The 16,493-nt window shown below is 30.9% G+C and carries 13 protein-coding genes; 4 read left to right on the top strand and 9 right to left on the bottom strand.

Features of this window, described 5'->3' with window-relative positions:
• Positions 1-44: 44 nt before the first annotated feature.
• Positions 45-1,739 (top strand): helix-turn-helix domain-containing protein, encoded by a 1,695-nt coding sequence (locus tag ACTPNM_RS09320; RefSeq protein WP_440121491.1) that lies wholly within the window; start codon positions 45-47, stop codon positions 1,737-1,739.
• Positions 1,740-1,764: 25 nt separating this feature from the next.
• Here the strand turns inward: ACTPNM_RS09320 and ACTPNM_RS09315 are convergent, their stop codons facing one another.
• The 5 genes from ACTPNM_RS09315 to dnaB all read right to left on the bottom strand — a co-directional run bounded on the left by ACTPNM_RS09315 (position 1,765) and on the right by dnaB (position 7,728).
• A complete protein-coding gene (locus tag ACTPNM_RS09315; protein WP_440121490.1) occupies positions 1,765-2,673 on the bottom strand; it encodes a hypothetical protein in 909 nt (302 codons plus the stop codon).
• 82 nt (positions 2,674-2,755) lie between these two features.
• Entirely contained in the window at positions 2,756-3,805 is a 1,050-nt protein-coding gene (locus tag ACTPNM_RS09310; protein ID WP_440121489.1) for a hypothetical protein, read from the bottom strand.
• 305 nt (positions 3,806-4,110) lie between these two features.
• On the bottom strand, positions 4,111-5,370 hold the full coding sequence (locus ACTPNM_RS09305; protein ID WP_440121488.1) for an asparagine synthetase B: 1,260 nt from the start codon (positions 5,368-5,370) through the stop codon (positions 4,111-4,113).
• Positions 5,371-6,132: a hypothetical protein gene (locus tag ACTPNM_RS09300; RefSeq protein WP_415268779.1), complete on the bottom strand. Its 762-nt coding sequence runs from the start codon at positions 6,130-6,132 to the stop codon at positions 5,371-5,373.
• 81 nt (positions 6,133-6,213) lie between these two features.
• A complete protein-coding gene (dnaB, locus tag ACTPNM_RS09295; protein ID WP_047788883.1) occupies positions 6,214-7,728 on the bottom strand; it encodes a replicative DNA helicase in 1,515 nt (504 codons plus the stop codon).
• A gap of 127 nt (positions 7,729-7,855) precedes the next feature.
• Here dnaB and ACTPNM_RS09290 point away from each other — a divergent pair, with 127 nt between their 5' ends.
• From ACTPNM_RS09290 to lysA, 3 genes are all read left to right on the top strand, one after another.
• Positions 7,856-8,929 carry a DUF3810 domain-containing protein gene (locus ACTPNM_RS09290; protein WP_440121487.1) on the top strand — a complete coding sequence of 358 codons (1,074 nt, stop codon included), beginning with the start codon at positions 7,856-7,858 and terminating at the stop codon, positions 8,927-8,929.
• A gap of 70 nt (positions 8,930-8,999) precedes the next feature.
• The gene (pepT, locus tag ACTPNM_RS09285) at positions 9,000-10,238 is read left to right on the top strand and encodes a peptidase T (RefSeq protein ID WP_440121486.1); all 1,239 of its coding nucleotides are present in this window, start codon (positions 9,000-9,002) and stop codon (positions 10,236-10,238) included.
• A gap of 283 nt (positions 10,239-10,521) precedes the next feature.
• Positions 10,522-11,727 (top strand): diaminopimelate decarboxylase, encoded by a 1,206-nt coding sequence (lysA, locus tag ACTPNM_RS09280; RefSeq protein ID WP_440121485.1) that lies wholly within the window; start codon positions 10,522-10,524, stop codon positions 11,725-11,727.
• 244 nt (positions 11,728-11,971) lie between these two features.
• On the opposite strand, the gene ACTPNM_RS09275 is transcribed toward lysA, so the two are convergent.
• The 4 genes from ACTPNM_RS09275 to rpsF form a co-directional block, all read right to left on the bottom strand.
• Positions 11,972-15,169, bottom strand: a complete 3,198-nt coding sequence (locus ACTPNM_RS09275; protein ID WP_440121484.1) for a TonB-dependent receptor — start codon at positions 15,167-15,169, stop codon at positions 11,972-11,974.
• 106 nt (positions 15,170-15,275) lie between these two features.
• The gene (rplI, locus tag ACTPNM_RS09270) at positions 15,276-15,722 is read right to left on the bottom strand and encodes a 50S ribosomal protein L9 (RefSeq protein ID WP_047788887.1); all 447 of its coding nucleotides are present in this window, start codon (positions 15,720-15,722) and stop codon (positions 15,276-15,278) included.
• A gap of 15 nt (positions 15,723-15,737) precedes the next feature.
• Positions 15,738-16,034, bottom strand: coding sequence for a 30S ribosomal protein S18 (rpsR, locus tag ACTPNM_RS09265; RefSeq protein WP_028892048.1), 297 nt, complete (start codon positions 16,032-16,034; stop codon positions 15,738-15,740).
• Between the two features lie 3 nt (positions 16,035-16,037).
• Positions 16,038-16,379, bottom strand: coding sequence for a 30S ribosomal protein S6 (gene rpsF / locus ACTPNM_RS09260; protein WP_099214475.1), 342 nt, complete (start codon positions 16,377-16,379; stop codon positions 16,038-16,040).
• Positions 16,380-16,493 lie beyond the last annotated feature (114 nt).

Below are 16,493 nucleotides of genomic sequence, written 5' to 3'. Positions count from 1 at the left end.
ATCATGATTTTTTGGTACTTTTGGCCTCTATTTGATTATTTTTTATGAAAAAGATATTTGTTTTACTCCTAGTTATTGGATTAAGTTTAAAAGTTTATTCTCAAAATCATATAAAACAAGACACACTATTACAAAAAAGTTTTGAAGAACTATCTGAACTTTTTTATACAAGTAAACCTGATACTTTAAAAGCAACTATATATGCTAAAAAGTATTTTTCAAAAGCTTTAAAAGAAAAAGATACTATAGAAATGATGTCAGGAAAGTATTATTTAGCTGATATTTTAAATGATGATAATGTTTATTTAGATTTTTGTGATTCTCTAATTGATATAACCAAAAAAAAACCTACTAAAAAATTCCCTGCAATTATTTACTTAGAAAAAGGGAAATTATTATTTCAAAAAAATGAAGTAGTTAAATCATTAAATGAGTATTTAAATGCTATTAGTAGCTTAAAAAAAAGTAAAAATGATAGTTTATTATACTTATCAAAAATGTATTTAGGCATGCTAAAGGCTAAAATTAAAAAAGATGATGAAGCTCTAAAATTATTTAAAGAAGTATACAGCTTTGCGTTAAAAAAGAATTATTTTAAGAAAAAATCAGGTTTTTATTCTTTACTTGTAAATATCCCTATTACATATAATAAACTTAATTTAATTGATTCCGCTATGATATATTGTAAAAAAGCTGAGTCTATCTTTTCTATAAATAACGATTCTTTGTATACAGGTAGTTTACTTTATGTCTATGGGATGATAAATAAAAAGAAAGGCAATTATCAAAAAGCTATAAACCTTTTTAATAGAGCTGTTCCTTATCATATTTCAGATGAGAATAGTTTAGTTCTACTCTCTAATTATAATTTTACAGCTGATTGCTTCGTTAAGTTAAAAAGGAAAAAAAGCGCTTTTAAGTATTATTCTAAAGTTGACTCTATACAACAAGTTGAAAAATTCTTTTCACAGAAGTTGATTTCTTGCTACTTTTTTTTAAAAGATTTTTATAAATCTAAAGGAGACTTCAAAAATCAATTAAGTTATCTCAATAAAATAATAGAAGTTAATAATATATCTAATAAAAAAGTCACCGACGTAAATAATACTTTCATTAACGAATACGACATCCCAAACCTAATATTAGAAAAGAAACAAGTTATTGAAAAGTTAGAGAATGAAGTACAGGAGTCTAGAAGAAACAAAATTATTTATATTTCTTTGTTAGTTTTTTCATTGGTTTTAATAAGCTATCAAATCAATAAAAAAAGAGTTTATAAAAAGCGATTTGCCGCTCTTATGAAGCAAAATGAAGCTACGAAAACAAAAGAAATAGAGAAAAATATAACACAAGCTACTAGTAAACACGAGCTTTCTGATGATACTGTCACTACTCTTATGGAAGGGCTTGAGATGTTTGAAACACATGAAGATTTTTTAAACTCTAAAATCAACTTACAATTATTGGCTGATCGGTTAGATACCAATACAAGCTACTTGTCAAAAGTAATCAATCAATATAAAAACACTTCTTTTTCTAATTATGTCAATCAACTTAGGATAGAATATGCGGTTGAAAAACTTAAAAATGATACTTTATGGAGAAAGTATACTGTAAAAGCTATTGCACAAGAAGTAGGGTTTAAAAATGCAGAGTCTTTTTCAAAAGCTTTCTATAAATTCACTGGTATAAAACCTTCTTATTTTATTAAAGAGTTAGAAAAAACAGAAACTAATTAAAAAGGTTACTGCATACTATTGATGTCTATGTAAGTAAGTGTTTAACACTTATATATTGCATTCCAAATACATAATTTTGATTTTTCGGTACCACTAATCGTATAGTGATACTTTTATCTTCTTCCAATCTATAACTAATACTAGAGTTATTAATTTTTTGATAAAAAGGAAAAATAACTTGCTCAGGTACTGATTCTAACATAGTAATAGTTTCTCTATTATAATTACCAGAGATATGTATTTCTATGGTCATGTCAGAAACCGCTGTTATATATGAATTAATATACTTTAAAATTCCTGTTTCTTCATTAAAAACAGTTTCCCATGAAATTACCGAATCATCCCAATTACTCGGAGTTTGATATGCATACAAAAAAGCTGCTGATGAAAACCAATTACCAAATAAAACCCTTTGACTTGAAGCCTGATTAAAGGTTATAGTGGTTGTAATAATCGCTTTTTCCACTTCTTTATTAAACTCCATCAAAGGATTAGATACTACTAAAACTGGAAATTCCGGATAAACAGGGATTCTTATTGGATGTTGATTTGATTTAACCATCAAATGTGGTTTACTTGAGTTTTCTATGGCTTCTTTAACTGTATTAAGAGTTGGCGTATATTTTGGAACGGTATAGGGAACTATCCAATTTTCAGTATTATTATAATTATTCAAACCTATTTCAATAGATAAAGGTTGATTTATCTGCGCCTTCAGAATTTCTCCATAAACCTCACTAAAATAGTTTAAGGGAACTGTACTATCAAAAAACTCGTTTCCTATAGGAACTGAATCAAGAAGTTTTACAAAATCAGTTTCTGTTTTGGGTAAATCTGGTAAAGTTGCATAAAATGTAAAATCACATAGTTGCGCGTTAAACAATCCTGCTAGTTCATTTAGCACTAAATAATTGAGGCTCTCGGGGGACTTCATACCTTTAGTTTTAAGTTAATTATTCAATTTAAAAAAGATAAAGTAGAGCACATGTTTCCATGTGCTCTTTTACCAATAAAGATTAAATTAATCTTGAAGGTGCTTTTAAAATGTGATTGTCACTACCACCTGTTACTGCTCTATCTGTTGGAATTACTCCCATACCAAAAATTTGTAAATTTCCTTTTTCAGATGTAATTCTTACAGAAATTGATTTATCATCATTAAATTTATAGCTTGAAGTAGCTTTTGATGAAGATCCAGACGTATAGAATGGCCATACATTAGTTTCTGTACTTTTTTGAATTTCTTCGTAGTCAGATTGACTATAAGTTGCCCATGATTTTACCTCTATTGTATAACCTGATACAAGTAAAGCTTGGTTGTTTACTCTTTGTAAGGTACCAGATGGTCCAAATAAATTATTCCAGTCTTCTTTTGATTGAAATTGATCTGGGTTTTTATACATATCTGTAAAATAGCCTGAGAAAAACCATCCACCAGCTCTAACAGGTAAGAAAGCATATTTATGAAAATGCATGTCAACAGTTATTCTGCTTGCTGAAGCTTTTTCATTCAACGATTTTGATACACTATTAGATTTCTTTCCCCAGAAACCTACTCCTGAAGAACCATTACTCTGTGCCCAAGAATTTTCAATATTATCATTTGATGTTGATGAATCAAAATGAATATCTGCAGTAGATCCTTTTACATCAACTAATGTCATTAACTCCTCTAAGCTAGGTGTGTAAATAGGGTTTGTCCCCATATTACCTCCAATCCAATTGTTAGAGTTTGTATAATTACTCATAGCTATTTTGTACAAGAACGTATTAGTATCTTCTGTTTTACTTAGCATAGTAGCGTAGTTACCACTTAAGTTATTTAAGGGGTTTCCTTCATACAACACGCCTACAGATTTAGGGGGAATGCCATCAAAGTAATTATATAGTTCTTGAGCTAAATTTTGTACTGGTAATACCCCTTGTATCATTTGAAAACTTTTATCACTTAAGTTTAATGATTGACAAAGCGTGTTGTACATTCCGTTAGTTGGAGATATCATATTTGCTTCTCCTACCTCTTTAGTCAAGGCACCATTAGATGGCTTTGCTAGATTTGTTGCCATAATAATTTAGTTTTAAGTTAGTGTTACCTACTCTTTTTAGGCTTTTCGGTGTACGCCTAAAAACCAAAACTATTCAACAGATGATCAAACCATTAAACTAAAGAATGAAATATGAAATTGCGCGCTAATCATAAAACATTCAACACATTACAAAATGAATTTTGGTTTTACTCTTACTAAGTTATATAAATAAAAAGCTAGTTTCTTTACAAAAACCTTAAACGTAGGTTATTAATATATTAAGGATTATTAAAAAGGTATAGGAGTTAACAAAAAAAAAACATAAATAACTAATTTACAGTTATTTATGTTTTTTGTTTTTTCTTTTTAGCTGCAGGAAACAGTACATTATTCAATATTAAACGATACCCTGGTGAGGTTGGATGCAAGTCTAATTCTGTTTTAGGGTCTCCTACTCTATGCTGATAATCTTCAGGGTCATGGCCACCATAAAAGGTAAACATTCCTTTTCCTTTAGTTCCATGAATATAACGTCCTTCTTTATTAGTTTTGTTTTCACCTAAAACAATGATGGTAGATTTTATGGTATTAGGATCAAAAGATGTTGTTTGCCCCATAAAACCTTTTACCAGCATAGTGTGGTTCTGGGTAAGCATTGTTGGAACTTGATCCCATTTTGCAGAAAATTCTTTTAATACAAAGTAGTCTACTTCTTTTCTTATTCTTCGTTTACGAGTCATATCTATTGAAGAAAACTCATAAGTAGTAGGGTTCCGAATCAATTCAAAATCTTTAAACGCAAATGTTTTATTAAAGTTTATTTTCGATTGATAATTAGGTTCTGAAGCATCACCATCAAACATACCTTCACAAATGTCTACGCCATCAGCAGCCAGCGCTATATCAAAACTATCAGTTGCAGAGCACATCGCAAACATAAATCCACCACCTACAACATAATCACGGATTTTTTTTGCTACAGCGCCTTTTTCTTCTGATACTTTACTATATCCTAGTTTTGTAGCCAAAGCTTCAGCGTCTTTTTTCTGCTGAATGTACCAAGGAGCTGTTCTAAAAGCTCCATAAAAGCGTCCGTACTGACCTGTAAAGTCCTCATGATGCAAGTGTAGCCATTCATATAACAATAGTTTATCATTCAATACTTCTTCATCATAGATTACATCAAACGGAATTTCAGCATATGTTAATACCATGGTTACTGCATCATCCCAAGGCATTTTATCTTTTGGAGAATATACCGCTATTTTTGGGGCTTTCTCAAGAGTTACCGCCTCTTGATTTTTTGAAGGCGATGAAATTTCTTCTAAGATTAAGGCTGATTTAGCATCTGAAATGATTTGATAGGATACACCTCGTATTTTGCATTCTTTTTCTACTGCTTCATTATTTTCAATTAAGAAAGCACCTCCATCATAATTTAACAACCATTTTGCCTTTAACCCATTTTCTAAAGCATAGTACACAATACCATAGGCTTTTAAATGATTTTTTTGATTTTCGTTACTCATAGGTACATAAATAAATGATGCCCATAGCGAGTTAGAAAAAAGTAAAAATGTTAGTATGTAAAGAAATTGTTTCATTTATAAATTAAATATAGTATAAAAACTTTTATTATTTTTTTCTTTAGGATAATGATAAATATCTAAAAAATAAGTGTAATTATTTTTTAGTTTTATTGAATCTCTATCTCTAAGAAGCTCCCATTTAACATTTTTAAAAATCCTTTTTATTTTTTCATCTATATTCTTATCTGTGAAACCATCAACAACTTTTATTCTTTTTAACCTTAATTTTTTGGAAAAAATCAACTTATAAATTCCATATTTCTTTTTTGAATCAGAACCTTTTAAATCATCCAATAAACTACCTATTTTGGAGGGATATAATTTTACTTTATTTACATCTTTATCATTTAGCTTAGATAAAGACTTAAGCATCTTTAATTCTCTTATTTCCTTTTCTTTTTCTCTTGAAGGTTTCTTATTTAAATAAAGTAGCCCAGAACACATTCCAATTATAAGTCTACCGGATTTATCTTTATGAGCATAAAAAATTAACTCTGTTTCCACAGGTATGAAAATATCACATGAGGTTCCCATCTTCTCATCACTTCTACCATAAACAAAAACTGACTCAACCTTCTCCCCTTTATACAGTTTATCTATTTTAATATCTGCTTTATAAACATTTTCTCCTCTTGAATTTTTATAATTCTTAATTATTTTTCCCTTTGCGACAAAAGCAGAATAAGCAAATTTATTCACCACTGTTTCAATACCACAATCACAAGAGTATAAATAACTTGACAATAACACTAACACTAAAAACAAAATCTTTCTCATAACCTACTATTTTTAAACTAAAATACACAATTACTTCTAAGCAATTGTGTATTCTATAATATTTTAAGTTTTATTTAAAGATTAAAACGGAACATCATCGTCACTCGGTCCAAAAGCATCTTCTGGTGAAGCAAAATTACTAGACGCTACTTCATCGTTAAATCCTGAGTTCATACTCGATTGGAATTCACTGCTAAATCCTTCTTCCAAATCTGAGAATTTTGCCAAGTGTCCTGTAAACTTCAAACGGATATTATCTAATCCACCATTACGGTGTTTTGCTACAATAAACTCTCCTTGTCCTTCACATGGTGAGTGATCATCATCATCCCATTCTGTCATACCATAATATTCAGGACGATAAATAAACGATACAATATCGGCATCCTGCTCAATTGCTCCAGATTCACGAAGATCGGATAGTAACGGACGTTTACTTCCTCCACGAGTTTCAACCGCACGCGATAACTGAGAAAGTGCAATTACGGGTACATTTAATTCTTTACCTAATGCTTTTAAGTTACGCGAAATCGTAGAAATTTCTTGTTCACGGTTACCTCCTGCTCCTCCAGCTGTCATTAACTGTAAGTAATCAATAATTAAGATTTTAACTCCATGCTGTGACACCAAACGACGTGCTTTTGCACGTAAATCAAAGATTGATAGTGCAGGTGTATCATCAATAAAAATAGGTGCATCAGAAAGTTTTTTCACCTTCACGTTTAATTGCTCCCATTCGTGTGGTTCCAAGTTTCCTTTACGTAATTTTTCAGAAGTCAGCCCTGTTTCCGAAGAAATCATACGGGTAATTAACTGTACCGATGACATCTCTAGCGAGAATAATGCTACTGGATGTCCAAAATCAATCGCCATATTTTTTGCCATCGATATTACGAAAGCGGTTTTACCCATACCGGGACGTGCTGCAATAATGATTAAATCGGTAGGTTGCCAACCAGAGGTTAATGCATCTAGTTTGGTAAATCCTGTTGCCAAACCACTCATCCCTTCTTTGGTTGATATTTCTTGAATTTTATTAATCGATTGTTGTACTAACGAATCGGCTCTTTCTGCTCCCTTTTTAAGGTTTCCTTGTGTTACTTCAAATAATTTTCCTTCGGCATCATCTAACAAATCAAAAACATCAACAGTTTCATCGTATGCGTTCTCTATAATTTCAGAAGAAATAGTAATTAGTTTGCGTTGAATGAATTTTTCTAGGATAATTCTAGAGTGAAATTCAATATGTGCAGATGAGGCTACTTTTTGAGTTAACCCAATTAAGTAAAAGTCTCCTCCTGCTAAATCTAGTTTTCCGTTTTTCTTTAATTGATTTGATACAGAAAGTAAATCAATTGGCTCTGAGTTTTGGAAAAGCTCATAAATAGCTGCATAAATCTCTTGATGTCTTTTATCATAAAAAGCATCTGGATGTAAGATATCAATTACTTCATCAATCCCTTTTTTATCAATCATCATAGCACCCAAAACAGCCTCTTCTAACTCTAAAGCCTGCGGTGGTAACTTTCCTTTTTCTAAGCTTATAATTCTAGCTTTATCTATTTTTGTTCCTTTGAGAGATTGGGTTCTTTCCATAACAGCAAAAGTAAATTTTTAAGATGATATTTGTAGAGACTATGCTCAATTTTCTTTATGCACATTTTTTGTAAATAAACTGTTATTAACTTGTTGATAACGTTACAACTTTCTTATTTTTGGAGGCATGCATAACCTAAAAAAATATTTTTTTGTTGCTTTATTTTTACCTGTTCAAGTAATTTTTGTGCTTTTTATTAGCCAAAAACCACAGTGGATTGAGTTTTATTATAGTAATGGAATTTACCCATATATTTCACAATTCTTTCGAACTATTTTAGGATGGATTCCTTTTTCTGTTGGGGATATAATTGGTTTTGGTTTGCTTTATCTTTTATTAAAATCTATCTATTATTTAATTAAAAAAAGGTTTCAAAACGTCCTTCCTAAGTTAGTAAAATTTATTGCAATTCTATCTATTATTTATTTTTGTTTTTATGCTTTTTGGGGATTGAATTATTTTAGACAACCTTTAGCTGAGAATCTTGGACTAAAACAATCTACCTATACAACTGATGAGTTAATTTCAACTACTAAACATATTATAACAGAACTAAACAAAATCCATTTACAAATAACAAAAAATGATTCAGTTTCTGTAATAGTTCCATATTCTCAAAAAGAGATTTATAACTTAGCTCCAAACGGATTCCAAGAACTCTCAAAAATATACCCACAACTGGCTTATCAAACTTCCTCGGTTAAAAGTTCATTAGTTAGTTTATTTCAGTCTTATAATGGAACTTCAGGATATTTAAATCCAATAACAGGAGAAGCGCAAGTAAACAACATGATTCCTAAAACTGGTTATCCAGCAACGACCTGCCATGAAATGGCACATCAAATTGGTTGGGCAGCTGAGAATGATGCGAATTTTGTGAGTTTTTTAGCTTCAATAGCCAATAAAGACTTATATTTTAAGTATTCTGGCTACCGTATGGCTTATAACTATTGTATAGGTCAAGTTTATAAAAGAGATAAAGAATTGGGTAAAGAAATAGCTAAAACAGTAAACAAAGGTATTTATAAAGATTACAAGGCTACCTACTTACACTGGAAACAGTTTAAAAACCCTATAGAACCTTATTTAAAGAAAGGGTATAACTCTTATCTTAAAGCCAATAATCAATCTAAAGGGATTCAATCGTATAGTTACGTTGTTGATTTGTTAATTGCTTATTTTAAAAAGAATGTTTCCTAAAAATTTCATCTTCTTTCAATTGACAAAATACATTTGAAATGGCTATTTTTGATGCTTTAAAAATACTACGATGAACAAACAACATATAATTGACCGATTTATAAAGTATGTAACTATTGATACTGAAAGTGATCCTAATAACCCAGCATTTCCTAGTACTGAAAAACAATGGAATTTAGCTAAGATTCTTGAAAAAGAACTTAAGGAAATAGGAATGGAAGATGTTGAATTAGATGAGAATTGCTATTTAATGGCAACGTTACCTAGTAATTTAGATTATGAAGTACCAACTATTGGTTTTGTTGCTCATATTGATACTAGTCCAGACTTTACTGGAGCTAATGTAAAGCCTCAAATTCATGAAAATTACAACGGAAAAGACATCTTATTAAACAAAGAAAAGAACATCGTTTTATCTCCTGATTATTTTGAAGATTTATTACAATATAAAGGTCAAACTATTATTACTACCGATGGTACTACTTTATTAGGTGCTGATGATAAAGCTGGTGTTACTGAGATTGTTTCTGCAATGGAATATTTAATCCAAAACCCAGAAATTAAGCATGGTAAAATCCGTATTTGCTTTACTCCTGATGAAGAAGTTGGTAAAGGAGCTCACATGTTTGATGTAGAAAAGTTTGGAGCTGAGTGGGCTTATACTATGGACGGAAGTCAAATTGGTGAGTTAGAATACGAAAACTTTAATGCTGCTGGTGCTACAGTTACTATTCAAGGTAAAATTGTACACCCTGGGTATGCTAAAGGTAAAATGATTAATTCAATGCTTATTGCTAGTGAGTTTATCAATGCTTTACCTGAAGATGAAGTTCCTGAAAGAACAACTGGTTATGAAGGTTTCTTCCACTTACATCATATGGAAGGTAAAGTTGAACAAACTACGTTGAGTTACATTATTAGAGATCATGATATGGATCAATTCAACAACCGTAAAAAAGCAATGTTAGATTTAGCTGAAGTTTTGAATGCTAAACGTGGACAAAAACTAGTTTCTGTTGAGATTAAAGATCAATATTTTAACATGAAGGAAAAAGTTACCCCTGTAATGCACATTGTTGATATTGCTGAAGAGGTAATGAAAGACATGGGAATTACTCCGTTAATTAAACCTATCCGTGGTGGTACTGACGGTTCTCAATTATCATACAAAGGCTTACCATGCCCTAACATTTTTGCTGGTGGACACAACTTTCATGGACGTTACGAATATGTTCCTGCTGAAAGTATTGTTAAAGCTAGTGAAGTAATTGTTGGAATTGCTCAAAAAGTAGCTGTAAAGTTTAATTAATTTTACATACAACATATATAAAATCAAAAACTCTAGCTTTCGCTAGAGTTTTTTTATGATATTTTTACCCCTTAAAAAAATATCATTCTGTTTGAAATAAATCCCCTTAATTTTATTTCATGGCAAATATGATTCTTTTTAAAGGATTATATTATAGGAAAATTCCCTTTTGCCTAGACGTAAAACCCCTAATTTTACAAAAAAACACAAATTTGTAAATTTCTTTCATTTTATTTTTTGTAATCAGTCACCTCTATACTTTTGCCGATAAATATTAAAGTAAATGAATAGACAAGACCTTTTAAAGCTAGCTGATAAGTATCAGTCACCTTTGTATGTTTACGACACTGAAAAAATTATTTCTCAGTATAAAAAGATAACATCTGCTTTTTCAAAAGTTAAAAATGTAAAGATTAATTATGCAGTTAAGGCATTATCAAACATTAATATCTTAAAGGTTTTCAATAAGCTTAACAGTGGTTTGGATACAGTTTCTATTCAAGAAGTTAAACTTGGTTTATTAGCAGGTTTTGAACCTCATGAAATTATATATACACCTAATGGAGTTTCTCTACAAGAAATAGAAGAAGTAGCTAAATTAGGGGTTCAAATTAATATTGATAATTTATCTATTTTAGAGTTATTCGGACAAAAACACCCAAGAATTCCTGTTTGTATTCGTATTAACCCGCATGTAATGGCTGGTGGAAACAGTAAAATATCTGTAGGTCATATCGATTCTAAGTTTGGAATTTCAATTCATCAAGTACCTCATATAAAAAGAGTTGTTGAAAATACAGGAATGCATATTAATGGAATACATATGCATACTGGTTCTGATATTTTAGATATTGATACTTTTTTAAGAGCTACAGAAATTTTATTTGATACAGCAAGACAATTCAAAGATATTGACTTTATTGATTTTGGTAGTGGGTTTAAAGTTCCTTACAAAAAAGATGATATTTCAACTGATATAAATGAATTAGGTAAAAAATTATCTACACGATTTAATGAATTTTGCAAAAACTACGGCAAGGAAGTTACGCTAATGTTTGAGCCTGGAAAATTTTTAGTGAGTGAGGCTGGATATTTTTTAGCTAAAGTGAATGTTATTAAACAAACAACTTCTACAGTTTTTGCTGGTATTGATAGTGGCTTAAATCACTTAATCCGCCCTATGTTTTACAATTCTTATCATTACATAGAAAACCTATCTAACCCAAAAGGAAGAGAACGTTTTTATAGTATCGTTGGATATATTTGTGAAAATGATACCTTTGGTTCTAATAGAAGAATCAACGAAATATCTGAAGACGATATATTATGTTTCCATAATGCAGGTGCTTATTGTTTTTCTATGGCTTCAAATTATAATTCAAGGTTTAGACCCGCTGAAGTTATGATTTACAAAGGAAAAGATTATTTGATTAGGAAAAGGGAAACTATGGAAGATATTCTTAAGAATCAAGAAAGCGTTACACTATAATAAAACACTTAAAAACTCTGACCTTAGTAAGGCCAGAGTTTTTTTAAAATATAATCAACCCCTCAAAGACTATATTTTAAAACGTTGTAATTAAAGTCCCCTATCTTTATTTACATCTACAAATATCACTTATTTATTTCAAAATTTTCACAGGAAAAGCACCCTTTATTATAAAAACTTTAACTAAAAAACAAAAAAACCACTCAGAAAATGAGTGGTTTTATAAATTTTAATTCGTCTTTTTTTAAAATATATAACGCAGACCTATTTGCATTTGCCAACGAGAAAGCAAACTAGAATCGAATCCAAATGTCTGTTCTTGATTGGTACTAAATGTATAAGTAGGTGCTTCAGAATAATCTGGTACATAATTAGCAGGATCTGTGTTCATAGGATCTACATCAGGGAATCTTACACCTAAAGGTTGTACGTTATTAGGTTGTTGTACTACTCCCCAATCTGAGTTAATTAAATTACCTACATTTAAAATATCAAGACTTAATTGTATTGTATTTTGCTTTTCAGCAGATACGTTAAAATTAAAATCTTGTAATATTTTTAAATCCCATTTACCTCTCCATGGTGCCAAAGCTCCATAACGTTCAACGTACTGCCCTCTTCTTTCACTTAGATAATCATCTTGCTGTATATAGCTTTCAAAAGCTGCTGCGTGAGCAGGATTACTAAATTGCATTTGATTAAGTTCTGAACTAGTTGGAACGTATAATAAATCATTTACAGCCGACCCATCATTATTAATGTCTCCGCCATAAGTGTAATTAAACCTTCCTCCTTGAGCATATTCAAAAAATGTAGAAATAGTTGTAGCAAACTTATCTCCTCCATAAGTGAACTTCTTAGACGCTACACCAATAATTCTATGAGTGTCACCATATTTAGAATATGATAAAACATCATTATTAGCATTTCCTACTACTGGATTAAAAGCAAAAGCATCTCCTGTAATTTCTGCTTCAATAGAGTTTACATCTTTAGCATTTAAGTAATTATAGGCAACACTTGTATACACCCCATTATCAAAAGTTTTTTGAAGTTTTAGAGAAGCATTCCAAACACGACCTTTATCTGAATTTGTAAATACATAAGCATTATTTCCTTTATCGCTTCCATCATATATTTCTCTACTATCAAAAGGTGTATTTAAAGTAGCACTAGGTTCTCTTAATCCCCAGTTTTGTACATGAGCACCATTAATGTCTTTTGTATATGAAATATCTGTAGTTGCTATAATTCCATTTTCAAATTTCCAATCTAAACCTAAGTTTGTTCTCCATACTTGAGGAAACTTAAAATCTGGATCAACTAATTGGAAGAAACCATCGTCTGCTCCACTTACTTGATTTCCAATCCACACGAAAGGTAAGCGTCCTGTAAACACACCTGAACCTCCACGAAGTTGCATTGTATTATTTCCTTTTACATCCCAGTTAAAACCTACTCTTGGTGAAATCAACCATTGGTTTGTAGGCATTTTGGTTGAAAGTAACTGTTGCTCTTCTCCTGTATTTGGGTTGTAATATAATACAGAGTTATCTCTAGTCGCTCCATTATCGGTATCAATAAATTTCTGAATTAAACTAGAAGTATTAAAATACAATGGTTTATCAAAACGAACTCCGTAAATTAACTTAAACTTATCATTCATTTCCCATTCATCTTGTACATAAAATGCTAACTGACCTACATTTAGTTCAGATAATTTCCAACCTCCATCATTTCCATCTCCATTTGCATTAAATGAATCGTAAGCATTTTGAGTAGCTGCTAAATATTGCTCTACTACCCCTCCTGGTTGTGCAGCTGATAAAAAAGTTGCTACATCTGGGTAAGGACTAAACAACCCGTAGTATGGGAAAATTCCAAAATTAAAGGACTCGTAATTTGTTAAATTGAATGAGTTTTCAAATTCAAATTGTTCAAATGAAAAACCAACAGTGTACGTATGATCTCCCTTATAAAAGTTCATGTTGTTTGTCAACTGAAAAACTCGCTGATCTAACTTGTTATTGATAGAAAATGGTTCATGACCAGCTATAATATAATTACTACCATTACCATCTTGTATAGTAATTACTGGCGCTGGTGCAGATAACGGATTTCTAAAATCATCAAAATGTGTATAACCTATTTGCAGTTTATTAGTTGTTGTTTCTGATAAGTTAGAGTTTAATTCTAATTGGAAAGAATTTAAGTTGTTATTAATTTCATATCCTGAATTTTCAAACTGTAATGTAGAAAAACTTGGACCTCTAATTCCCAAAGCTGTTGGGTGTGCAGGAGTTTCTTTTGAAGCTCTTAAGAAATTATAAATTAATGCTAATCTATTTTTATCATTGATATTCCAATCTAATTTAAAAATTCCTTTAGTAGATTCAGAACCATAAGTAAAACCTTCATAAGCTCCCGTATCATATCCTAAAGCAGACAAAGCATCACGAACAGCTATCATATCTGATTCTAATACTCTAGATTCATTAACTGCTCCACTACCTGTATTTGGTATCCAACCTGCTGTACCTAAATCTTCTCTATCATCTTTTTCAAAATTTGCAAAAAAGAACAATTTATCCTTAATAATTGGTCCTCCTAAGCTTACTCCATATTGGCTTTGACTTAATTTTGGTTTTACAACTTCTTGACCTTTAATTTTACCTCCTGTCATATCTTGGTTTCTGTAAAAACCATAAACAGTACCTTTAAATTCGTTAGTACCACTTTTTGTTACTGCATCTACCGAAGCCCCAGTAAACCCAGATAAAGTAACATCGTATGGTGCAGTAGAAACCGAAATTTGTTCAATTGCGTCTAACGATATTGGTTGTGATCCTGTTTGTCCTCCTGGTGTTGGTGAATCTAAACCAAAAGGGTTATTAAAAATAGATCCGTCTAACGAAAAATTATTAAACTGATCGTTTCTACCTCCAAATGAATTTCCACTCGCAGTTGGTTCTAAACGTGTAAAATCTGCAGCCGAACGTGAAATAGTTGGTAATGTTTTTAATTGAACAGCACTTACACTAGTTTGTGCCCCTGTTCTATCATTATTAAAAACTTTACTTCTTGTTGTTGATATAACAACTTCTTCTAATTGCTCTCCATCCTCAGACAAAACACCATCAATATTAGTTGTTTTACCTAAAGTTAAATATACATTGGTTACTTCTTGTGATTCAAACCCAATATAGCTAAACGTTACTTTATAAGGGCCTCCAACTCTTAAGTTAGGTATGGTGTATCTTCCATTATCTTGAGCTACGGCTCCAGATATGGTACCTGTTGGCTCATGCAAAACAACAATGTTAGCACCAAACAAAGGTTCTCCCTGATTGTCTGTTACAGTTCCTTTTATTTTTGATGTGGTTACCTGGGAATAAATGGATAAACTCAAAAAAACAAAAGAAAAAATTATTAATTTCTTCATAATAGTTCTGATTTTGTTTATGTTATACTTCAAATTTAAGCATAAAAAAAATCCGCTCGACCGAGCGGATTTATACTTTATTAACATGTATTTAACAATTTAGTTACTATTCAGCAACTACTTCAAATACGATGTCAGCTACAACAGTTCTGTGTAAACGTACAGCAGCGTTGTATTTTCCTAATCTTTTTACGTTACCTCCAGTAACTTTGATAAATTTCTTATCTACTTCAGTACCTGCCTTAGCTAAAGCTGCAGCAACATCAATGTTGTTTACTGAACCAAATAATTTATCTCCTGAACCTACTTTAGAAGCTATCTTGATTTCATAACCTTTAATAGTTTCAGCTACTTTGTTAGCGTCTTCTATTAATTTAGCTTCTTTAAAAGCACGTTGCTTTAAGTTTTCTGCTAATACTTTTTTAGCTGAAGAAGTAGCTAAAATTGCATATCCTTGAGGTATTAGGTAATTACGTCCGTAACCATTCTTAACAGTTACAACATCGTCTTTAAAACCTAAGTTTTCTACGTCTTGTTTTAATATCAATTCCATGTTTCTACTTCTTTATTATTTTAACATATCTCCAACGTAAGGCATTAAAGCTAAGTGACGAGCTCTTTTAATAGCTTGAGCCACTTTACGTTGATATTTTAATGATGTTCCTGTTAAACGTCTTGGTAAAATTTTACCTTGTTCGTTTACTAAATACATTAAGAAGTCTGCATCTTTGTAATCGATGTATTTAATACCGTTTTTCTTGAAACGACAGTATTTAGCTTCCTTTTTAGTTTCGATATCAAGCGGAGTTAAGTAACGTACTTCTCCTTGCTTGTTTCCTTTTGCTTGTTGTTCTATAGATGCCATTTCTTACTTTTTTGCAGATTTAACACGGTTTCTTCTCTTTTCAGCCCAAGCTGCAGCATGCTTATCTAACTTTACAGTTAAATAACGCATAACGCTATCGTCACGTCTAAACTCTAATTCAAACGGAGCAATTGCATCACCTGCTACTTTGTACTCAAATAAGTGGTAAAATCCACTTTTTTTCTTTTCGATTGGATAAGCTAATTTTTTTAAGCCCCAATCTTCTTTAGAAATCATTTCTGCACCTTTAGAAAGTAAATAGTCCTCAAACTTTTTTACTGCTTCCTTTATCTGAGTTTCAGATAAAACGGGATTCAAAATGAAAACAGTTTCGTAATGATTCATAATTAAATTATTTAAAATTTATTTTTAAGCCTGCAAATATACTGCTTTTTAATCCATAAACAAACTCTATTACTTAAATAATTTAATGATTTTGTGTAAGTTTGTGACTAAACA

Source organism: Tenacibaculum sp. Ill (assembly GCF_051938915.1).
GTDB lineage: Bacteria > Bacteroidota > Bacteroidia > Flavobacteriales > Flavobacteriaceae > Polaribacter > Polaribacter larymnensis.
The sequence above is the reverse complement of the archived record's forward strand: the minus strand, read 5'-3'. Positions and strand labels throughout refer to the sequence as shown.

Coding starts and splice junctions, on each gene's coding strand:
- ACTPNM_RS09320 (WP_440121491.1), top strand. CDS start 45: ATGAAAAAGATATTTGTTTTACTCCTAGTTATTGGATTAAGTTTAAAA.
- lysA (WP_440121485.1), top strand. CDS start 10,522: ATGAATAGACAAGACCTTTTAAAGCTAGCTGATAAGTATCAGTCACCT.
- ACTPNM_RS09290 (WP_440121487.1), top strand. CDS start 7,856: ATGCATAACCTAAAAAAATATTTTTTTGTTGCTTTATTTTTACCTGTT.
- rpsR (WP_028892048.1), bottom strand. CDS start 16,034: ATGGCATCTATAGAACAACAAGCAAAAGGAAACAAGCAAGGAGAAGTA.
- dnaB (WP_047788883.1), bottom strand. CDS start 7,728: ATGGAAAGAACCCAATCTCTCAAAGGAACAAAAATAGATAAAGCTAGA.
- rpsF (WP_099214475.1), bottom strand. CDS start 16,379: ATGAATCATTACGAAACTGTTTTCATTTTGAATCCCGTTTTATCTGAA.
- ACTPNM_RS09300 (WP_415268779.1), bottom strand. CDS start 6,132: ATGAGAAAGATTTTGTTTTTAGTGTTAGTGTTATTGTCAAGTTATTTA.
- pepT (WP_440121486.1), top strand. CDS start 9,000: ATGAACAAACAACATATAATTGACCGATTTATAAAGTATGTAACTATT.
- rplI (WP_047788887.1), bottom strand. CDS start 15,722: ATGGAATTGATATTAAAACAAGACGTAGAAAACTTAGGTTTTAAAGAC.
- ACTPNM_RS09315 (WP_440121490.1), bottom strand. CDS start 2,673: ATGAAGTCCCCCGAGAGCCTCAATTATTTAGTGCTAAATGAACTAGCA.
- ACTPNM_RS09310 (WP_440121489.1), bottom strand. CDS start 3,805: ATGGCAACAAATCTAGCAAAGCCATCTAATGGTGCCTTGACTAAAGAG.
- ACTPNM_RS09275 (WP_440121484.1), bottom strand. CDS start 15,169: ATGAAGAAATTAATAATTTTTTCTTTTGTTTTTTTGAGTTTATCCATT.
- ACTPNM_RS09305 (WP_440121488.1), bottom strand. CDS start 5,370: ATGAAACAATTTCTTTACATACTAACATTTTTACTTTTTTCTAACTCG.